The organism is Streptomyces sp. NPDC093221, from assembly GCF_044753885.1.
Lineage (GTDB): Bacteria > Actinomycetota > Actinomycetes > Streptomycetales > Streptomycetaceae > Actinacidiphila.
In genome coordinates, this window is sequence record NZ_JBIVOA010000009.1 from 323,393 (window position 1) to 342,668 (window position 19,276).

20 protein-coding genes are annotated in these 19,276 nt (G+C 70.9%); 16 read left to right on the forward strand and 4 right to left on the reverse strand.

Annotated features, from left to right (window positions below):
- Positions 1–24: 24 nt before the first annotated feature.
- Together ACIQCJ_RS29605 and ACIQCJ_RS29610 are read right to left on the reverse strand one after the other, a co-directional pair.
- The gene (locus ACIQCJ_RS29605) at positions 25–696 is read right to left on the reverse strand and encodes a response regulator (RefSeq protein WP_188282977.1); all 672 of its coding nucleotides are present in this window, start codon (positions 694–696) and stop codon (positions 25–27) included.
- A gap of 19 nt (positions 697–715) precedes the next feature.
- Positions 716–1,600, reverse strand: coding sequence for a PD-(D/E)XK nuclease family protein (locus ACIQCJ_RS29610; RefSeq protein WP_355333010.1), 885 nt, complete (start codon positions 1,598–1,600; stop codon positions 716–718).
- Between the two features lie 91 nt (positions 1,601–1,691).
- Here ACIQCJ_RS29610 and ACIQCJ_RS29615 point away from each other — a divergent pair, with 91 nt between their 5' ends.
- From ACIQCJ_RS29615 to ACIQCJ_RS29625, 3 genes are all read left to right on the forward strand, one after another.
- On the forward strand, positions 1,692–2,960 hold the full coding sequence (locus tag ACIQCJ_RS29615) for a site-2 protease family protein (RefSeq protein WP_391161052.1): 1,269 nt from the start codon (positions 1,692–1,694) through the stop codon (positions 2,958–2,960).
- A gap of 100 nt (positions 2,961–3,060) precedes the next feature.
- Positions 3,061–3,981 carry a tRNA (adenine-N1)-methyltransferase gene (locus ACIQCJ_RS29620; protein ID WP_355333006.1) on the forward strand — a complete coding sequence of 307 codons (921 nt, stop codon included), beginning with the start codon at positions 3,061–3,063 and terminating at the stop codon, positions 3,979–3,981.
- Between the two features lie 231 nt (positions 3,982–4,212).
- Positions 4,213–4,779: a hypothetical protein gene (locus tag ACIQCJ_RS29625; RefSeq protein ID WP_401721147.1), complete on the forward strand. Its 567-nt coding sequence runs from the start codon at positions 4,213–4,215 to the stop codon at positions 4,777–4,779.
- Positions 4,780–4,837: 58 nt separating this feature from the next.
- Here the strand turns inward: ACIQCJ_RS29625 and ACIQCJ_RS29630 are convergent, their stop codons facing one another.
- Positions 4,838–5,191 carry a ferredoxin gene (locus ACIQCJ_RS29630; protein ID WP_355333001.1) on the reverse strand — a complete coding sequence of 118 codons (354 nt, stop codon included), beginning with the start codon at positions 5,189–5,191 and terminating at the stop codon, positions 4,838–4,840.
- 236 nt (positions 5,192–5,427) lie between these two features.
- Between ACIQCJ_RS29630 and arc the strand changes: the two genes are divergently transcribed.
- From arc to prcA, 5 genes are all read left to right on the forward strand, one after another.
- Entirely contained in the window at positions 5,428–7,194 is a 1,767-nt protein-coding gene (gene arc / locus ACIQCJ_RS29635) for a proteasome ATPase (protein ID WP_355332999.1), read from the forward strand.
- A gap of 93 nt (positions 7,195–7,287) precedes the next feature.
- Complete coding sequence (gene dop / locus ACIQCJ_RS29640) at positions 7,288–8,799, forward strand: depupylase/deamidase Dop (RefSeq protein WP_355332996.1); 1,512 nt, start codon at positions 7,288–7,290, stop codon at positions 8,797–8,799.
- Positions 8,800–8,943: 144 nt separating this feature from the next.
- Positions 8,944–9,162, forward strand: a complete 219-nt coding sequence (locus tag ACIQCJ_RS29645; protein WP_188282985.1) for a ubiquitin-like protein Pup — start codon at positions 8,944–8,946, stop codon at positions 9,160–9,162.
- Positions 9,163–10,008: a proteasome subunit beta gene (gene prcB, locus ACIQCJ_RS29650; protein WP_355332993.1), complete on the forward strand. Its 846-nt coding sequence runs from the start codon at positions 9,163–9,165 to the stop codon at positions 10,006–10,008.
- Positions 10,009–10,079: 71 nt separating this feature from the next.
- Positions 10,080–10,826 (forward strand): proteasome subunit alpha, encoded by a 747-nt coding sequence (gene prcA / locus ACIQCJ_RS29655; protein WP_188282987.1) that lies wholly within the window; start codon positions 10,080–10,082, stop codon positions 10,824–10,826.
- A 61-nt stretch (positions 10,827–10,887) separates the two neighbouring features.
- On the opposite strand, the gene ACIQCJ_RS29660 is transcribed toward prcA, so the two are convergent.
- Positions 10,888–11,952, reverse strand: a complete 1,065-nt coding sequence (locus ACIQCJ_RS29660) for a LacI family DNA-binding transcriptional regulator (RefSeq protein WP_402713061.1) — start codon at positions 11,950–11,952, stop codon at positions 10,888–10,890.
- Positions 11,953–12,085: 133 nt separating this feature from the next.
- On the opposite strand from ACIQCJ_RS29660, the gene ACIQCJ_RS29665 reads away from it, so the two are divergent.
- The 8 genes from ACIQCJ_RS29665 to ACIQCJ_RS29700 all read left to right on the forward strand — a co-directional run bounded on the left by ACIQCJ_RS29665 (position 12,086) and on the right by ACIQCJ_RS29700 (position 19,125).
- A complete protein-coding gene (locus ACIQCJ_RS29665) occupies positions 12,086–13,342 on the forward strand; it encodes an MFS transporter (protein WP_355332988.1) in 1,257 nt (418 codons plus the stop codon).
- A gap of 9 nt (positions 13,343–13,351) precedes the next feature.
- Positions 13,352–14,713 carry a Pup--protein ligase gene (pafA, locus tag ACIQCJ_RS29670; RefSeq protein ID WP_355332986.1) on the forward strand — a complete coding sequence of 454 codons (1,362 nt, stop codon included), beginning with the start codon at positions 13,352–13,354 and terminating at the stop codon, positions 14,711–14,713.
- A gap of 205 nt (positions 14,714–14,918) precedes the next feature.
- Positions 14,919–15,929, forward strand: coding sequence for an FKBP-type peptidyl-prolyl cis-trans isomerase (locus ACIQCJ_RS29675; RefSeq protein ID WP_355332984.1), 1,011 nt, complete (start codon positions 14,919–14,921; stop codon positions 15,927–15,929).
- Positions 15,930–15,968: 39 nt separating this feature from the next.
- Entirely contained in the window at positions 15,969–16,340 is a 372-nt protein-coding gene (locus ACIQCJ_RS29680; protein WP_188282992.1) for an FKBP-type peptidyl-prolyl cis-trans isomerase, read from the forward strand.
- Between the two features lie 120 nt (positions 16,341–16,460).
- Entirely contained in the window at positions 16,461–17,399 is a 939-nt protein-coding gene (locus ACIQCJ_RS29685; RefSeq protein WP_355332982.1) for a WYL domain-containing protein, read from the forward strand.
- Between the two features lie 141 nt (positions 17,400–17,540).
- Positions 17,541–18,467 carry a WYL domain-containing protein gene (locus tag ACIQCJ_RS29690; protein ID WP_355333585.1) on the forward strand — a complete coding sequence of 309 codons (927 nt, stop codon included), beginning with the start codon at positions 17,541–17,543 and terminating at the stop codon, positions 18,465–18,467.
- Between the two features lie 12 nt (positions 18,468–18,479).
- Positions 18,480–18,734 (forward strand): hypothetical protein, encoded by a 255-nt coding sequence (locus ACIQCJ_RS29695; protein ID WP_391046240.1) that lies wholly within the window; start codon positions 18,480–18,482, stop codon positions 18,732–18,734.
- Positions 18,735–18,921: 187 nt separating this feature from the next.
- Complete coding sequence (locus tag ACIQCJ_RS29700) at positions 18,922–19,125, forward strand: hypothetical protein (protein ID WP_355332978.1); 204 nt, start codon at positions 18,922–18,924, stop codon at positions 19,123–19,125.
- The last annotated feature ends 151 nt before the right edge of the window (positions 19,126–19,276 follow it).

Genomic DNA, 19,276 nt, shown 5'->3' on the forward strand with positions numbered 1-19,276 from the left:
CATGCCGTGCGCCCGCGGGGGACGTCAGCCCGCGCCGGGGCGCACCAGCCCGCTCTCGTACGCGTAGACCGCCGCCTGGACGCGGTCGCGCAGCGCCAGCTTGGTCAGCACATGGCCGACATGGGTCTTGACGGTCGTCTCGCTGACGAACAGCTCGGCGGCGATCTCCGCGTTCGACAACCCCCGGGCCACCAGCTTCAGCACCTCGACCTCGCGCTCGGTCAGCGAGTGCAGCGGCTGCGGCACCGCGTCCTCACCGGACGGCAGCCGGCCCGCGTACTTGTCCAGCAGCCGCCGCGTGATGCTCGGCGCGAGCATCGCCTCACCGGCCGCGACCACCCGGATCGCCTGCACCAGCTCGGCGGCGGGCGCGTCCTTGAGCAGAAAACCGCTGGCCCCCGCCCGCAGCGCCTCCACCACGTACTCGTCGAGGTCGAAGGTGGTCAGCACCAGCACCTTGGCCGGGCCCGACCGGTCGGGCCCGGTGATCTGCCGGGTCGCCTCCACCCCGTCCATCCGGGGCATCCGGATGTCCATCAGGACCACATCGGGCTGCAACGCCCGCACCTGGTCCAGGGCCTGCTGGCCGTCCCCGGCCTCGCCGACCACGACGAGATCGCCCTCGGCCTCCAGGATCATCCGGAAACCGGTACGCAACAGGGGCTGATCGTCCACCAGCAGGACGCGAATAGCCACGGGTTCTCCTTCGCCTTCGCTAGATCGGGCCATTCTCGCCCACGAGAGGCAGCGCACCCGCTATTTCCGCCAGGGGATAGGGCGGGGGAGTCCCCCCGAACTCGGGACAGAACGCCTGGTGGTCGCACCAGCCGCACAGCGGCGTACGGCGCGGGCGCCAGTCCCCGCTGGCCGTCGCCTCCCTGATCGCCTCCCACAGGGCCTGCAACTTGCGCTCGGTGGCCCGCAGATCGCCCTCGGTCGGGTCGTACGTCAGCACGTCCCCGCTGCCCAGGTAGACGAGCTGGAGGCGACGCGGCACCACACCGCGCAGCCGCCACAGCACCAGCGCGTAGAACTTCATCTGGAACAGCGGCTCGTCCGCGTACTCCGGGCGCGGCGCCTTGCCCGTCTTGTAATCCACCACCCGCAGGTCGCCGCTGGCCGGTGCCACGTCCAGCCGGTCCACGTATCCGCGCAGCGTCAGCCCGGACTCCAGCACCGTCTCCACGTACAGCTCGCGCTCGGCGGGCTCCAGACGCGTCGGGTCCTCCAGGGTGAACCAGCGGTCCACCAGCCGCTCGGCGCTCTCCAGCCACTGCGCCAGCGCCCCCGCGTCCACCGCGTCGTCCGCCGCCCGGAACAGCGACGCCAGCTCGGGGCGGGCCGCCAGCAGCTTCCGCCACTCGCCCGGCACCATCGCCCGGGCCCGCTCGGCCGTACGCTCGGCGGCAGGGGCGTCGAAGAGCCGTTCGAGCACGGCGTGCACCACGGTGCCCCGGGTGGCGGCCTCGCTCGGCTGCTCGGGCAGCCGGTCGATCACCCGCAGCCGGTACAGCAGCGGGCAGCGCATGAAGTCCGCCGCGCGCGACGGGGACAGCGACGACGGAGGTCGCGGCGGGATGCTCTCGGTGCTGGTGCCCATGGCAGACGACCCTACGGCCTGCCACCGACAGTGCGGGTGTCCCGCCCGGAACAGCGGGGCAATAGCATGGCTGCGGAGCCCGTCGTCCCGCATGATCGACTCAGGGTCCGTATCCGAACGAGGGGAACCAGTGAGCGAGAGCGGCCGGCCGCCGTCCAAGAACACCAACATCCCGGGCCGGGACGGCGGCAGCGACAAGCCGCCGCGCGAGCCCGGAGGCGGCATCCTCATGGGCCGCTTCTACGGTGTCCCGATCTACGTCGCCCCGAGCTGGTTCCTGGTCGCCGCCCTGATCACCTGGGTCTTCGGCGGCCAGCTGGAAACCGTGCTGCCCGAGCTGGGCCGCATCCGCTACCTGGTCTCGCTCTTCTTCGCGGTCGCCTTCTACGCCTCCGTGCTCATCCACGAACTGGCCCACACCGTCGCCGCGCTCCGCTTCCGGCTCCCCGTACGGCGGATCCAGCTCCAGTTCTTCGGCGGCGTCTCCGAGATCGAGAAGGAGTCGGAGACACCGGGCCGCGAATTCGTGCTCGCCTTCGTCGGCCCGCTGCTCTCGCTGGTCCTGGCCGGGGTCTTCTTCGGCGGCATGCAGTTCGTGGAGTCCGGCACCGTCCCCGGAGTGCTGCTCGCCGGACTCATGGTCAGCAATCTGATCGTGGCCATCTTCAACTTCCTGCCCGGCCTGCCGCTGGACGGCGGCCGGATGCTGCGCGCCGTGGTCTGGAAGATCAGCGGCAAGCCGATGACCGGCACCGTCGCCGCCGCCTGGGTCGGCCGGGGCCTGGCCATCGCCGTACTGATCGGCCTGCCCCTGCTGTCGTACGCGGGCGGCCTGCGCAACAACGGCGACGGCAGCGGCGCGGACTCGCTCACCGACGCCCTGCTCGCCGCGATCCTGGCCGCCATCATCTGGACCGGCGCGGGCAACAGCCTGCGCATGGCCAGGCTGCGCGAGCGGCTGCCGGGACTGCGCGCCCGCACCCTCACCCGCAGGGCCGTGCCCGTCGCCTCCGACACCCCGCTGTCCGAGGCGCTGCGCCGGGCCAACGAGGCGGGAGCGCGCGCCCTGGTCGTGGTGGACGGCGCGGGAGCCGCGACCGCGCTGGTCCGCGAGTCCGCGATCGTCAACATCCCCGAGCACCGCCGCCCCTGGGTCGCCGTCAGCGGCCTCGCCCAGGACCTCACCCCCGGCATGCGCGTCTCGGCCGAGCTGTCGGGCGAGGAGCTGCTCGACGCCCTGCGGGCCGCCCCCTCCACGGAGTACCTGGTGGTCGAGCCCACCGGCGAGATCTACGGCGTCCTGTCCACCGTGGACGTCGAACGCGCCTTCCTCTCGGCGATGTCCCGGCCCGACGCGTGAACAGGCCGACGCGTGATCGGGCCACGTCGGCGGCCCTGGTGAACGGGCGGCCGGAAGCCGCGTGAACAGGCGGCCGTAAAACAGCCGGTAGGGTGGTCTTATGTCCGAACCGACCGGTGCCGCCCGCCGACGCGGGCCCTTCAAAGTCGGGGACCAGGTCCAGCTCACCGACCCCAAGGGACGCCACTACACCTTCACGCTCGAAGCCGGAAAGCAGTTCCACACCCACAAGGGCGCTTTCCCGCACGACGAGCTGATCGGTGCTCCCGAGGGCAGTGTTGTCCGAACCACGGGAAACGTCGCCTACCTCGCGCTGCGCCCCCTGCTCCCCGACTACGTCCTGTCCATGCCCCGCGGCGCCGCCGTGGTCTACCCCAAGGACGCGGGGCAGATCCTGGCGATGGCCGACATCTTCGCCGGCGCCCGGGTCGTCGAGGCGGGCGTGGGCTCCGGCTCGCTGAGCAGCTTCCTGCTGCGGGCGATCGGCGACCACGGCATGCTGCACAGCTACGAGCGCCGCGCCGACTTCGCCGAGATCGCCACCCAGAACGTGGAGCGCTACTTCGGCGGCCCGCACCCCGCCTGGCAGCTCACCGTCGGCGACCTCCAGGACCACCTCTCGGACACCGACGTGGACCGGGTCATCCTGGACATGCTGGCGCCCTGGGAGTGCCTGGAGCCGGTCGCCAAGGCCCTGGTCCCCGGCGGCATCCTGTGCGCGTACGTGGCCACCACCACGCAGCTCGCCCGTACCGTGGAGGCCATCCGCGAGCACGGCACCTTCAACGAGCCCGCGGCCTGGGAGACCATGGTCCGCACCTGGCACGTCGAGGGACTGGCCGTCCGCCCGGACCACCGGATGATCGGACACACCGGCTTCCTGCTCACCGCCCGCCGCCTCGCGGACGGCGTGGAGCCCCCGCTGCGCCGCCGCAGGCCCGCCAAGGGCGCCTACGGCGAGGACTACACCGGACCCGGCAGCGCGAGCGGCGGCTCCGCCCCGGCCGACGCCGCCTCGTAGCGCCACCCGGTCAACAGCGCCGTTTCGGCCAACTTCACCCGGCCGCCGCCGGTTTGCCCTCCGATGGGCACCGGCGGCGGCTTTTTCGCGGTCCGATTCTCCGGGTCCATGGGCCTTTCCCCGAACCGCACGCGCGGTACCACGGGCAACTGCCGCCCCGCCGTTCCCCCCTGGTGTGACGTATGGCACCATGCTGGCCACCCCCGCCGTTCGACCCCAGGAGACAGGCGAGTGCAGCCGTCCGCAGGCCCGGCCCTCCCGCACACCCGCACCCGCACGGTGCACTGGATCACCACGGCCGCCGCGCTCGGCGCCATCGTGGCCGCGGGGGCCCTCGTACAGCCCGCGGACGCCTCATCGGGCGGCGCCAAGGCGCCCGCCACCCCGGTGGCCGCGCCGGACCCCCAGGCGGTCACGTACCCGCTGGACTGCGCGGGCGCCCCGGTGGAGGTCCTGAACCACGTGTCCGGCGACCTGGACGGCGACGGGCGACCCGAGACGGTCGTCGTGGTGCGCTGCCGGACCGACACCGGCACCCCGCCCAGCGGCGTCTTCGTCCTCGCCGCGCCCGCCACCGCGGGCGGGCGTCCGACGATCGCCGAGACCCTGGTCAGGCCCGCCGACAAGCGGTCCGTCACCGGTTTCCGGCTCCAGGGCCGCACCGTACGGGCCACCGTGCTCGGCTATTCGAGCGACACCACGCCGCGCTGCTGCCCCGACCTGAAGCGGGACTACTCCTGGGAGTGGCGCGACGGCCGCTACGTGGCGCTGCCCGGCCCGGCGAACAACAGCATCTGACCGCGGGCGGCCGTCCGGCCGCACGGGCCCGGCGCCCGCCCCCGGCCGCCCGTCCGGCTCAGTCGGCGTCCGGGCCGTACACCTCGACCCGGTCCGCCGCGCGCCGCACGTGAATGCAGTCGCCCGGGCACTCCTTGGCCGAGTCCACCACATCCCGCAACAGCGGCAGCGGTACGGGTACGGTGGCACCAGGTGTCTGGAGCAGCTCGGCTTCCTCACCCTCCGGAGCCGGACCCTTCACATAGGCCAGCCCGTCGATGTCCAGCTCGAAAATCTCGGGCGCGTACTGCACGCAGATCCCGTCACCGGTGCAGAGGTCCTGGTCGATCCAGACCTCGAGTGCTTCGGCCGTCTCGTTGCCCACGGAAACCCTCGCCTGCCGTTCGTCGTTCAGGAAGCATCGGAAACTCATCAGCAACACCATCAGGAAGCAACAGCCTTCGCAGGGTGTTGACCGGATCGACGATACAACCGGCGGCTTTCCGATGGTGATCGGCGGGTCTCGGTGGGTATCTCACTGGCGGAGGGACGTACGCAAGGGTGAAGATCGGACACACCGCGATCGTCTTTTTGATCTAGGGGTTTACACCCCTACCGGCCCAGGTAGGGTCTGGAAACGTCCAGCTCCCCTTGGAGGAGGTGAGGACCGTGGCGGCCCACGACGACGACTACAACCGTGGCGGCCGACCCGCTCGTGGTTCGGAAGACCCCATGAGCCAGGTCGCCTTTCTTGAGCAGGAGATCGCCGTCCTGCGACGCAAGCTCGCCGATTCTCCGCGGCACACGAGGATTCTCGAGGAGCGGATCGTCGAGCTGCAGACCAACCTGGCAGGTGTGTCCGCGCAGAACGAACGGCTGGCGAACACCCTCCGGGAGGCCCGCGACCAGATCGTGGCCCTCAAGGAGGAAGTCGACCGGCTCGCGCAGCCACCTGCCGGCTTCGGCGTATTCCTTCAGGCGAATGACGATGGCACGGCCGACATCTTCACCGGCGGGCGCAAGCTCCGGGTGAACGTCAGCCCGGCCGTCGACCTCGAAGACCTCAGGCGCGGACAGGAGCTGATGCTCAACGAAGCGCTCAATGTGGTCGAGGCGATGGAGTTCGAGCGCGTCGGCGACATCGTCACCCTCAAGGAGGTCCTGGAGGACGGCGAGCGCGCCCTGGTGATCGGACACACCGACGAGGAGCGGGTGGTACGGCTCGCCGAACCTCTCCTCGACGGCGCCCTGCGGACCGGCGACGCCCTGCTGCTGGAACCGCGCTCCGGCTATGTCTACGAACGGGTCCCCAAGAGCGAGGTCGAAGAGCTCGTCCTCGAAGAGGTGCCCGACATCGACTACCGCCAGATCGGCGGACTCGGCGGCCAGATCGAGCAGATCCGCGACGCGGTGGAGCTGCCCTACCTGCACGCCGAACTCTTCAAGGAGTACGAACTGCGCCCGCCCAAGGGCGTGCTGCTCTACGGCCCTCCCGGCTGCGGAAAGACCCTCATCGCGAAGGCGGTCGCCAACTCGCTGGCGAAGAAGGTCGCCGAGGTCACCGGGCAGCCGCAGGGCAAGAGCTACTTCCTCAACATCAAGGGTCCCGAGCTGCTGAACAAGTACGTCGGCGAGACCGAGCGGCAGATCCGCCTGGTCTTCCAGCGTGCGCGGGAGAAGGCGAGCGAGGGCACCCCCGTCATCGTCTTCTTCGACGAGATGGAATCCCTCTTCCGCACCCGCGGATCCGGTGTCAGCTCGGACGTGGAGAACACCATCGTCCCGCAGCTCCTCGCCGAGATCGACGGTGTGGAGGGCCTGGAGAACGTCATCGTCATCGGCGCGTCCAACCGTGAGGACATGATCGACCCCGCGATCCTGCGGCCCGGCCGCCTGGACGTGAAGATCAAGATCGAGCGTCCCGACGCCGAAGCGGCCAAGGACATCTTCTCGAAGTACCTGGTCGACACCCTGCCGCTGCACACCGAGGACCTCTCGGAGCACGGCGGATCCAAGGCGGGCACCGTGGACGCCATGATCCAGTCGGTGGTCGAGCGGATGTACTCCGAGACGGAGGAGAACCGCTTCCTGGAGGTCACCTACGCCAACGGGGACAAGGAAGTCCTCTACTTCAAGGACTTCAACTCCGGAGCGATGATCCAGAACATCGTCGACCGGGCCAAGAAGATGGCGATCAAGGACTTCCTCGACCACGACCAGCGCGGCCTGCGCGTTTCCCACCTGCTCGCCGCCTGTGTGGACGAGTTCAAGGAGAACGAGGACCTGCCCAATACCACCAACCCCGACGACTGGGCCCGTATCTCCGGCAAGAAGGGCGAGCGGATCGTCTTCATCCGCACCCTGGTGACCGGAAAGCAGGGCGCGGACACCGGACGCTCCATCGACACCGTGGCGAACACGGGACAGTATCTGTAAGCACTACCCTCCGGCTGCGGGTCCCCACAGCGGGTACCCGCAGCCGGTGTGTTTCCGGCTCAGCACGGGCCGGAGCCGGGCAAGGAGGGCCGCATGACCGTACGGCGAGTAATGGGCATCGAGACGGAGTACGGCATCTCGGTCCCCGGCCACCCCAACGCCAATGCCATGCTCACCTCGTCCCAGATCGTCAACGCCTACGCGGCGGCGATGCACCGGGCCAGGCGGGCCCGCTGGGATTTCGAGGAGGAGAACCCGCTGCGGGACGCCCGGGGCTTCGACCTCGCCCGGGACTCGGCCGACTCCACGCAGCTCACCGACGAGGACATCGGCCTGGCCAATGTGATCCTCACCAATGGCGCGCGGCTGTACGTCGACCACGCGCACCCCGAGTACTCCTCGCCCGAGATCACCAATCCGCGGGACGCGGTGCTGTGGGACAAGGCGGGCGAGCGCATCATGGCCGAGGCGGCGCTGCGGGCGGCGCAGCTCCCCGGCGCGCAGCCGATCCACCTCTACAAGAACAACACCGACAACAAGGGCGCGTCCTACGGCACGCACGAGAACTACCTGATGAAGCGGGAGACCCCGTTCTCGGACATCGTGCGGCACCTGACGCCCTTCTTCGTCTCCCGCCAGGTCGTGACCGGCGCGGGCCGGGTCGGCATCGGCCAGGACGGCCGTGAGGACGGCTTCCAGATCAGCCAGCGCGCCGACTACTTCGAGGTCGAGGTGGGCCTGGAGACCACCCTCAAGCGCCCGATCATCAACACCCGCGACGAACCGCACTCCGACGCCGAGAAGTACCGCAGGCTCCATGTGATCATCGGCGACGCGAACCTCTCCGAGATCTCGACCTACCTCAAGCTGGGCACCACCGCGCTGGTGCTCTCCATGATCGAGGACTCCTTCATCAAGGTGGACCTGGCCGTCGACCAACCGGTCCGCACCCTGCACGAGGTCTCCCACGACCCCGCACTGCGACAGCTCGTCACACTGCGTAACGGCCGGACGCTGACCGCGGTACAGCTCCAGATGGAGTATTTCGAGCTGGCCCGCAAATACGTCGAGGAGCGCTACGGCGTCGACGCGGACCCGCAGACCCGCGATGTGCTGGCCCGCTGGGAGGACGTGCTCAACCGGCTGGAGAACGACCCGATGAGCCTGTCGGGCGAGCTGGACTGGATCGCCAAGCGCGAGCTGCTGGAGGGCTACCGGCGCCGCGACAACCTGGGCTGGGACGCCGCCAGGCTGCACCTGGTCGACCTCCAGTACGCCGACGTACGCCCCGACAAGGGCCTCTACAACCGGCTGGTGGAGCGCGGCCGCATGCGGCGGCTGCTGGACGAGCCCGATGTCGTCAGGGCCGCCACCAAGCCGCCCGAGGACACCAGGGCGTACTTCCGCGGGCGCTGTCTCGAACAGTACGCGGACGACGTCGCCGCCGCCTCCTGGGACTCGGTGATCTTCGATCTGCCCGGCCGGGACTCGCTCCAGCGGGTTCCCACGCTGGAGCCGCTGCGGGGCACCCGCAAGCACGTGAAGGAGCTGCTGGACCGCTGTCGCACGGCGGAGGACCTGGTACGGATCCTTTCCGGCGGCTGATCCGCGGCTGAAACGGTCCAGAACCGGGAAACAACCCAGTGGCACTCGTACGTTGACGTAATCGAGCGCTGATGTCGGGCCCTGCTTGTAGGGTCTGATCTTGTAGGCAGTCAACCGAGCGCACGGAATAGCGGGGTGAGGGACATGGCTACCAAGGACACCGACGGCGGACAGCAGAAGGCGACGCGTTCCACGGAGGAGGTCGAGGAGGTCCAGCAGGACGCCCAGGCGGCCGACGACCTCAAGGAGCGCCAGGAGAAGCTCTCCGACGACGTGGACTCGGTGCTGGACGAGATCGACGACGTACTCGAGGAGAACGCCGAGGACTTCGTGCGTTCCTTCGTGCAGAAGGGCGGCGAGTAGGTGGCAGCCGGCACGTATGGCACCGGACGGCTCCCGGCGGCGTTCCTGACGCCGGGATCCTCCTCCTTCCTGGACTTCCTGGGCGACCACTCGCCGGAGCTGCTGCCGGGCAACCGGTCGCTCCCGCCGGTCAAGGGCGCCGTCGAACTCCCGCACGGCACCACCATCGTGGCCGCCACCTTCAGCGGCGGGGTCATCCTCGCCGGTGACCGGCGGGCCACGATGGGCAATGTCATCGCCCAGCGCGACATCGAGAAGGTCTTCCCCGCCGACGAGTTCTCGGCGGTCGGCATCGCGGGCACCGCGGGCCTCGCGGTGGAGATGGTCAAGCTCTTCCAACTGGAGCTGGAGCACTACGAGAAGATCGAAGGGGCGACGCTGTCCCTGGAGGGCAAGGCCAACCGGCTGTCCACCATGATCCGCGGCAACCTCGGCATGGCGCTCCAAGGGCTGGCCGTCGTCCCGCTCTTCGCCGGATACGACACCGAGCGCGAGAAGGGCCGCATCTTCTCGTACGACGTGACGGGCGGCCGCAGCGAGGACGTGGGCTTCACCGCGACCGGCTCCGGCTCGGTCTACGCCCGCAGCTCGCTGAAGAAGCTCTACCGCAGCGACCTCACCGAGCGTCAGTTGGCCACCGCCGTCATCCAGGCGCTCTACGACGCCGCGGACGACGACTCGGCCACCGGCGGCCCCGACATCACCCGGCGGATCTACCCGATCGTCGCGGTGATCACCGAAGAGGGCTTCCGCAGGCTCAGCGAGGCCGAGGTCTCCGAGATCGCCCGCGCCGTGCTGGACGGACGTCTGGAGCACCCCGACGGCCCGCGGGCCGAAGTGCTCTGAGAGCCGGTCAGTTGAGAACCGGTCAAGCGACGCATCCCTCAGAGCCGACAGCAGAAAGGCACGGTTAGCCGGTGTCCACGCCCTTTTACGTTTCACCTCAGCAGGCCATGGCCGACCGCGCCGAGTACGCCCGCAAGGGCATCGCGCGTGGCCGCAGCGTCGTCGTGCTCCAGTACACCGACGGCATCGTCTTCGTCGCCGAGAACCCGTCCCGCGCACTCCACAAGGTCAGCGAGATCTACGACCGGATCGCCTTCGCGGCGGTCGGCAAGTACAACGAGTTCGAGAATCTGCGGATCGGCGGCGTGCGCTACGCCGATCTGCGCGGATACACCTACGACCGCGAGGACGTGACGGCCCGTGGGCTGGCCAACGTCTACGCGCAGACCCTGGGCACCATCTTCTCCAGCGTGGGGGAGAAGCCCTACGAGGTCGAGCTGATCGTCGCGGAGGTCGGCTCGGCCCCCGAGGACGACCAGATCTACCGGCTGCCGCACGACGGGTCGATCGTCGACGAGCACGGCGCGGTCGCGGTCGGCGGCAACTCCGACCAGATCGGCAGCTACCTCGACCAGCGGCACCGCGACGGCATGACGCTCGCCGAGGCGCTGGCGCTGGCCGTCGAATCCCTCGGCCGCGACAACAACGGCAGCGACCGTCAGCTCACCGCCGAGCAGTTGGAGGTCGCCGTCCTCGACCGCACCCGCCCCCAGCAGCGCAAGTTCAAGCGCATCCTCGGCCGCCAGCTCTCCCGCCTGCTGGAGACCGAGTCCGCCTCGACGGCCACCACGGACGACCCCTCGGACGAGGAGGAGTAGCGCCCCGCAGGCGCGCGGCCCGCCCCCCCCCGCGGGGGGCGGGCGGTGACCTGGCGAGGGATCAGGCCGGCGGCGGGGCCGAGGAGCCGCGGACGACGAGTTCGACGGGGAGTTCCACCGGCCCGACGGAGCCCCCGTCGAGAAGGCTGAGCAGCGCGGTCATACCGCGGTCCCCGACCGCCTCGGCGGGCAGCCGCACGCTGGTCAGCTCGGGATCGAGCGCGGTGGCCAACGCCAGATCGTCGAAGCCGGTGACGGACAGGTCCGCGGGCACCCGGAGCCCCAGGCTCCTGGCGGCCTTGCACGCCCCCGCGGCCAGGATGTCGTCGTCGCACAGCAGGGCGGTGGGCCGGGGGCCCGGCCCGCGCAGAGCGCGCAGGGCGGCGGAGCGACCGGCGTCCACGTCCAGGGAGCAGCGCTCGGAGGTGAGTTCCGCTCCGGGAACCGCGGCCAGCTCGGCCGCGACCGTCCGCGTGCGCTCGTGGAACGTCCAGCTGTCGATGTCGGCCGCGACATGGGCGATCCGCCGGTGCCCGAGCGCGACGAGGTGGCGCACCACCTGCCGGAATCCGTCGCCGACCGCCAGGTCGACCGTGGGGGGACCGCCCGGCGCCGCCGGACCGCTGTCCAGCATCACCAGCGGCAGTTCACCGCCGCCGATGCCGGTCAGGGCGTCCGCGGCCATCGAGGAGGCGATGACCCCGTCGATGGCCGCCCGGGCGGAGCCGAAGGGGTCGCGGGCCGGTCCGACGCCGTCGGGTGACGGGTAGAGCACCACGCCGAAGCCGTGCTCGGCGGCGACCAGCGCCGCCCCCGTATAGACGCGGGCGAAGTACTCGTTGGTGAGCGCGGGCACCACCATCAGGGCCGTCCGGGTGCGGCCGAGCCGCAGATTGCGGGCGGCGAGATTCGGCCGGTAGCCGAGCCGCCCCGCCGCGTCCCGCACGGCGTGCGCCGTCCGCTCCGACACCCGGCCGTGCCACTTCCCGCCGAGCACGAGCGAGACCGTCGCCTGCGACACTCCGGCCGCCCGCGCGACGTCACGAGAGGTCGGCCGCGTACTCCCCGTCAACCTTCCGCACCCTTCCCGTTCGCTCCTGCGGGTGGACCCGCCGACTGCCGACATGGTACGTATGACCGTAGACGTTATACGTAACACGCGAGCGGTCGCGGCCTTCGGGTCGCGGTGCGGGTCGCGGCCCGTGACCCGCCGGTCACGGCGGCGAGGCACCGGGGACCGCCGGGGGAGAGGGGCCGGGATGGCTGGGCGGACCGCGGGATACGGGGACCTGCTGCGTACACGGCACGCCGCACGGCTGCTCGGCGGGACCCTCCTCGGACGGCTGCCCAACGCCATGGCGGCGCTCGCCATCGTGCTCTTCGCGCGCTCCGAGGGCGCCGGATACGGCCTCGCGGGCACCCTGTCCGCGATCTACGGCGCCGCCGTCGCCATCGGGCAGCCGCTGCTCGGCCGGGCCGTCGACCGGCGCGGCCAGCCGCGGGTGATGACCGCCGCCGCGCTGCTGGCCGCGGCGGGCTTCGGACTGCTCGCGGCCGTCGGCCCCGACCCGCTGCCGCTGGCCGTCGCCGCCGTCGTCCTGGCCGGGGTCGCCACACCGCCGCTGGAGGGCGGCCTGCGGGCCCTGTGGGCCTCCGTGCTAGGCGACGAGGAGCGGGTGCAGAAGGCGTACGCGCTGGACGCCGCCGCGCAGGAGGTGCTGTTCACCCTCGGGCCGCTGCTGGTGACCGTCATCGTCTCGGCCGCCTCGCAGGCCGTCGCCCTGATCGTCACCGGCGCGCTCGGCGTCGCGGGCACCCTCGTCGTGGTGACCTCCCGCCCCTCCCGGCAGTGGCGGGCCGTCCCGCACGAGGCCCACTGGCTCGGCGCGCTGCGCTCACCGGGCCTCGCCGTCCTGCTCGGCGCCTTCTTCTTCGTCGGCATCGCCCTCGGCGCCGTCTCGCTGGCCGCCGTGGCCTACGGCGACGCGCACGGCGGCGGCCCGGTCGCCGCGTACGTCCTGGCCGCCAACGGCGCGGGCGCCCTCGTCGGCGGCCTCACCTACGGCGCCCGCGTCTGGTCCGGCGTGCCCGAGCGCCGCCTGCGGCTGCTCTCGGTCGGCCTCGCCCTCTGCTATCCGCCGCTGGCGCTGGTGCCGGGCCTGCCCTGGATGCTGCCCCTGGCCGCGCTCGCCGGACTCTTCCTCGCACCGGCGCTGGCCTGCGGCTTCCTCGTGGTCGACCGACACGCCCCGGCCGGCACCGTCACCGAGGCGTTCTCCTGGGTGGTGACCTCCGCCGGGGTCGGCGCGGCGCTCGGCACGGCCGCCGCCGGAGTCGCCGCCCAACACGGCGGAACGGCCGCCGGATTCGGGGTCGCGGGCGCGGGCGGCGCGGTCGCGATGCTCGTCCTGCTGTGCACCGGCCGAATCCTGACGCCGCCAAACCTCCGGAGCCCCTCCGAAAAAGATCGAAACGGAGCGGTCGAACCTCGTTTCAGCACCACGCATCAGGCGTAATGTTCAGACATGGACCGCCGCATTTTCGGGCTGGAGAACGAGTACGGCGTCACATGCACGTTCAGGGGACAGCGGCGTCTGTCCCCTGACGAGGTGGCGCGGTACCTCTTCCGCCGTGTCGTGTCATGGGGCCGGAGCAGCAATGTTTTCCTCCGCAACGGTGCCCGCCTCTATCTCGACGTCGGTTCGCACCCGGAGTACGCCACTCCCGAGTGCGACAACGTCACCGAACTCGTCACGCACGACAAGGCCGGCGAACGCATCCTTGAGGGCCTTCTCGTGGACGCCGAACGGCGCCTTCACGAAGAGGGCATCGCAGGCGATGTGTACCTCTTCAAGAACAACACCGACTCGGCCGGCAACTCCTACGGATGTCACGAGAATTACCTGGTCGCCAGGCACGGGGAATTCTCCCGGCTCGCGGACATCCTCATTCCGTTCCTCGTCACCCGGCAGCTTCTGTGCGGCGCGGGGAAGGTACTCCAGACCCCGCGCGGCGCCGTTTTCTGCGTGAGCCAGCGGGCCGAGCACATCTGGGAGGGTGTCAGCTCCGCCACCACCCGCTCCCGTCCGATCATCAACACCCGCGACGAGCCGCACGCCGACGCCGAGCGCTACCGGCGCCTGCACGTCATCGTCGGCGACTCCAACATGTCCGAGACCACGATGCTGCTCAAGGTCGGCGCCACCGACCTCGTCCTGCGGATGATCGAGGCGGGCACCGTGATGCGCGACCTGACCCTGGAGAACCCGATCCGGGCCATCCGCGAGGTCAGCCACGACATCACCGGTCGCCGCAAGGTCCGGCTCGCCTCGGGCCGCGAGGCGTCCGCCCTGGACATCCAGCAGGAGTACTACTCCAAGGCCGTCGAGTTCTGCGAGCGCCGCGGCATCCGCAGCGGTGTCATCGAGCAGGTCCTGGAGCTATGGGGCCGCACCCTGGACTCCATCGGCAGCGGCGACCTCGCCCGGATCGGCACCGAGATCGACTGGGTGATGAAGTACCAGCTCATCGAGCGCTACCGGAACCGGGACAACATCACGATGTCCCACCCCCGGGTCGCCCAGATCGACCTCGCCTACCACGACATCCACCGCCGCCGCGGCCTGTACTACCTGCTGGAACGCAAGGGCCAGGCCAAGCGGATCTGCACCGACCTGAAGATCTTCGAGGCCAAGTCGGTGCCCCCGCAGACCACCAGGGCGCGGCTGCGCGGCGACTTCATCCGCCGCGCGCAGGAACAGCGCCGCGACTTCACTGTCGACTGGGTGCACCTGAAGCTCAACGACCAGGCGCAGCGCACCGTGCTGTGCAAGGACCCCTTCCGGTCGGTCGACGACCGGGTGGAGAAGCTCATCGCCGGTATGTAGGCCGGTACGCGAGCCGATATGTCCTACCGGCGGCGTGACATCCCGGTACGACCTGTCGGTTAGACGTACCGGCGCACGCCATGACCCGGCGTCACAGACGGCACACAGGCCCCGTGCAGAACTCGTACGGGGCCTGTGGCACGCCGTAGGGTGTGGGACGGCATCCAGCCGCCGTTCCCGAACCCGATCCGAACCGAGGACATCCGTGCGCCGACGCTCCGTACTGCTCGCCGTGCCCGCGCTCATGCTCACCGCCGCCGGTTGTGGCAGCGACGACAGCAAGAGCAAGAGCGACCCGGCGGCATCCGAATCCCCCTCGACCTCGGGCTCGCCGTCCGCGTCCGCCACGCCCAGCACGAAGATCGTGGCGGGCCCCGTACCGGACATCACCGGCGGCACCAAGTTCGGCGAGAAGCCCACCGTCGCCAAGGGCACCGGCACCCCGTCCACCGACCTGGCCGTCAAGACCGTCATCCAGGGCGACGGCGCCGCCATCGTCGCGGGCGACTACGTCACGACCAACTACCTCGGCCAGATCTGGGACACCGCCAAGGTCTTCGACACCTCCTACGGCCGCGCGCCGTACACCAACGTCATCGGCCAGGGGAAGGTCATCCCCGGCTGGGACAAGGGCCTGGTCGGCCAGAAGGTCAACAGCCGCGTCGAGATGGCGATCCCGCCGGCCCTGGGCTACGGCACCTCGGGCAACTCCCAGGCGGGCATCAAGGGCACCGACACGCTGGTCTTCGTGATCGACGTGCTGGCGACCTACAACGCCAAGAGCTCCGCCAAGGGCAAGGCCGTCCCGCAGAACGACGCGAATCTGCCGAAGGTCGGCACCAACACGGACGGCAAGGCGCCCAGCATCACGGTGCCCAAGGTCAAGGCGCCGACCAAGCTGGTCTCCGAGTACATCCTGGAGGGCGACGGCGCCGCGGTGAAGGCCACCGACACGCTGCTGCTCCAGTACAAGGGCGTGCTGTGGGACGGCGGCAAGGAGTTCGACGCCAGCTACACCGCAGGTCAGCTCGCCGCCTTCCCGCTCGCGCAGCTCATCAAGGGCTGGCAGGAGGGCCTGGTCGGCAAGAAGGCGGGCAGCCGCGTCATGCTGGTGACCCCCGGAGACCTGGCCTACGGCGCCACGCCGCCCAGCGGCAGCAACATCCCGGCCAACGCCACCCTGGTCTTCTCCTTGGACATCCTGGCGATTCTGTAAGACTGTCCAGGTTGCCCGCAACGCACAAGGAGCATTGAAGTGAGCATCGAGAAGCCCGAGATCGACTTCCCGGGCGGCGAGCCGCCGGCCGACCTGGAGATCAAGGACATCTGGGAGGGCGACGGCCCGGTCGCCAAGGCCGGGGACACGGTCTCCGTCCACTACGTCGGCGTGGCCTTCTCCTCCGGCGAGGAGTTCGACGCGAGCTGGAACCGCGGCTCCGCGCTCCAGTTCAAGCTCGGCGTCGGACAGGTCATCGCCGGCTGGGACCAGGGCGTGCAGGGCATGAAGGTCGGCGGTCGCCGCCAGCTCATCATCCCCGCGCACCTCGCCTACGGCGACCGCGGCGCCGGCGCCGCGATCAAACCCGGCGAGACCCTGATCTTCGTCTGCGACCTCGTCGCCGTCTGATCGGGCCCGTCCGCACAGCCGTCACAGGAGCCCCGGCCTGCCAGGCCGGGGCTCCTCGGCTTTTGTCGCGGGACCTCGGGGCGGTACGGTCGGCGACGAGAGCCGAACGAAGGGTGCGGGATGGCGATTGCCAAGGCTGAGCGGTTGATGAATCTCGCACTGTGCCTGATGAACACCCGGCGGCCGGTCAGCAAACGCGAGCTGCGCAGCTCCATTGAGGCGTACCACGAGGTCACCTCCGACGACTCCTTCAACCGGATGTTCGAACGGGACAAGGACGACCTGCGCGAGCTGGGTCTGGTCATCGACACGGTGGAGAGCATCGACGGCGAGTTCGGCTACCTGGCGCGGCGCGACCGCAACCGGCTGCCCGACATCGCCCTCGACCCCGAGGAGGCCGCCGCGCTCGCGCTGGCCGCCAAGGTCTGGCAGCAGGCCAGATTCGCCGAGGCCGCCAGCGGCGCGCTCCAGAAGCTGCGCGCGGCGGGCGTCCCGTACGAGGACACCCACAGCGCCCTCGAACCGCGCATCCCCACGCCGGAACCCGCCTTCGAGGCCCTGATGCTCGCCACCCGCGAGCGGCGCGCCGTCTCCTTCGAGTACCGCAAGGCCAACGCCGCGCGGCCGGAGCCCCGGCAGATCGAGCCGTGGGCGCTGGAGTGCTGGCGCGGCCACTGGTACGTGGCGGGCTGGGACCGCGACCGCGGCGCCGTCCGCGTCTTCCGGCTCTCCCGGATCAGCGGCAAGGTCCGCGCCCGCGGCGCCTTCACCACCGAGGTGCCCGCGCACGTCGACGTCCGCGAGGCGGTGGCCCGCTGGGCGGGCGAGGGCGCCACCGCGACCGCCCGCATCCGGCTGCGCCGCGACAGCGGCTACCCGCTGCGCTCCCGCGCCGTGACGACCACCCCGGTGGACGCCGACTGGGACGAGCTGGAGATCCCGTACGGGCACGGACTCGACGCCTGGCTGGCCGAGTTCGGCCCCGACGTACTCGTCCTGGCGCCCGAGGAGCTGCGCACGGACGTACTGGACCGGCTGCGCGCCGTGGCGAAGGGCTGACGTGGCCGACGTGAGCGACGCACGCGGGGCCGCCGGGCGGCGGACCAGGACGACGGCCGCGGCCTTGCGCCGGGCGGGCACGGAAGCGAAGAACAGGCGGGGGACGGCGGCGTGAGCAACGCGATCGACCAGACGCGCAGGATGCTGTCCCTGGTGACGTATCTGCGGGAGCGGCCCGGAGCACGGGTCAGCGAGGTGGCACGGGCCTTCGGGGTGACCGAGGCCGAGCTGATCGGCGACCTCAATGTGCTGCCGCTGTGCGGCACCAGCTTCCGCGGCGGCGACCTGCTGGACATCGACACCGACGGCGAACGGATCTGGTGGCACAACCCCGGCACCGCGGACGACGTGGCGCAGCCGCTGCGGCTGGCCGCGGACGAGGCCACCGCGCTGCTGGTGGCCGCCCGCGCGGTGGCCAATCTGCCGGGCCTGCGGGACAGCGACCGGCAGGCGCTGCTGCGTGCCGGGGCGAAGCTGGAGGCCGCCGCGGGCGAGGCGGCCGGGGCCAGCGCGCAGCTCTCGGTGACCTTCGAGTCCGAGGGCAGCGTGTTCGCCACCGTGGACCGGGCGATCACCGAGCGGCGGCGGCTGTGGATGCGCTACTACTCGCCCGCCAGGGACGCGCTGACCGAGCGCGAGGTCGACCCGATCCGGCTGTTCGCCGTCGGCCACACCTACTTCGAGGGCTGGTGCCGCCTCTCGGAGGACCGGCGCACCTTCCGGCTGGACCGGGTCGAGGAGATCCGGCTGCTGGACGAGCCGTCCGACCCGCCGCGGCTCCAGCCGCGCGACCTGTCGCAGGGCCTGGTCCAGCCCGCGGGCGACGACCCCGAGGTAGTGATCGAAGTGGGCCCCGGCGGGCGCTGGGTCGCGGAATACTATCCGCACGACAGTGCCGAGGAGCAGCCCGACGGCGGCCTGCGCATCACCTTGCGCACCCCCGACCCCGGGTCGCTGCGGCGGCTCGCGCTGCGGCTCGGCAAGGACGGCCGGATCGTGTCGCCCCCCGAACTGGCGGGGGACGCGCGCGACGCCGCCGTGCTGGCGCTCGCCGCCTACGGGGAGTGAGAGGACATCACGATGACGGCCACGGCGTCCGGCTGCGCGCCCATGACCATGCCCGTGCTCTTCCGCGCGGGCTGCCCGCACTGCCGCACCAGCTTCGAACTGTCCGCGGGAGCGCTGCTGCTGGCGATCGGCGGCTCGGCGCGTACGACCTTCTACTCCTTCACCTGCCCCGAGTGCGACACCGCCGTCCGCAAACCGGCGGGGGAGCGGATCGTCGAACTGCTCACGGTCGGCGGGGTCCGCACGATGCGGCTCCACGCCCACTGACGGGTGTTCACGTCGGGCGGCCGCGGACGGGGCCGGTGCGCACGGGGGCGGTACGGAACAGGCCGGTACGGAAGAGGCCGGTACGGAAGAGGCCGGTACGGAAGAGGCCGGTACGGAACAGGCCGGTACGGAACAGGCCGGTACGGGTGGCGTCGGCGCGGAAACGGAACCGGTAGGCTCGCGGCCCATGTGGTGGCTCTATCTCTGCGTCGGCCTGGCGACCGCGGGACTCCTGGTGCTCGGGGTGCTGGCGGTCCGGGTCTTCGCCGCCGTCCAGGAACTGGCCCGGCAGGTGGCCGCGGCCACCGACGCGCTGGCCGCCGCGGGCGACCGTCTACAGCGCGCCGCCCGCCCGTTGAGCGAGCGTGCCGGGCAGATCTCCAGAAGCTGAGCCTGCCGCGAGGCCGCGAACGCGGGGTACGCTGACCGGGCGGCCCGTACTCACGAGCGCGGCGAGGGTCGCAATCCGGCGGATTCCGGGGCATTCCCCGGTGTTCACCGGTGCACGATACGATCACAGCCAGCGCGGCGGCCGGGCACCT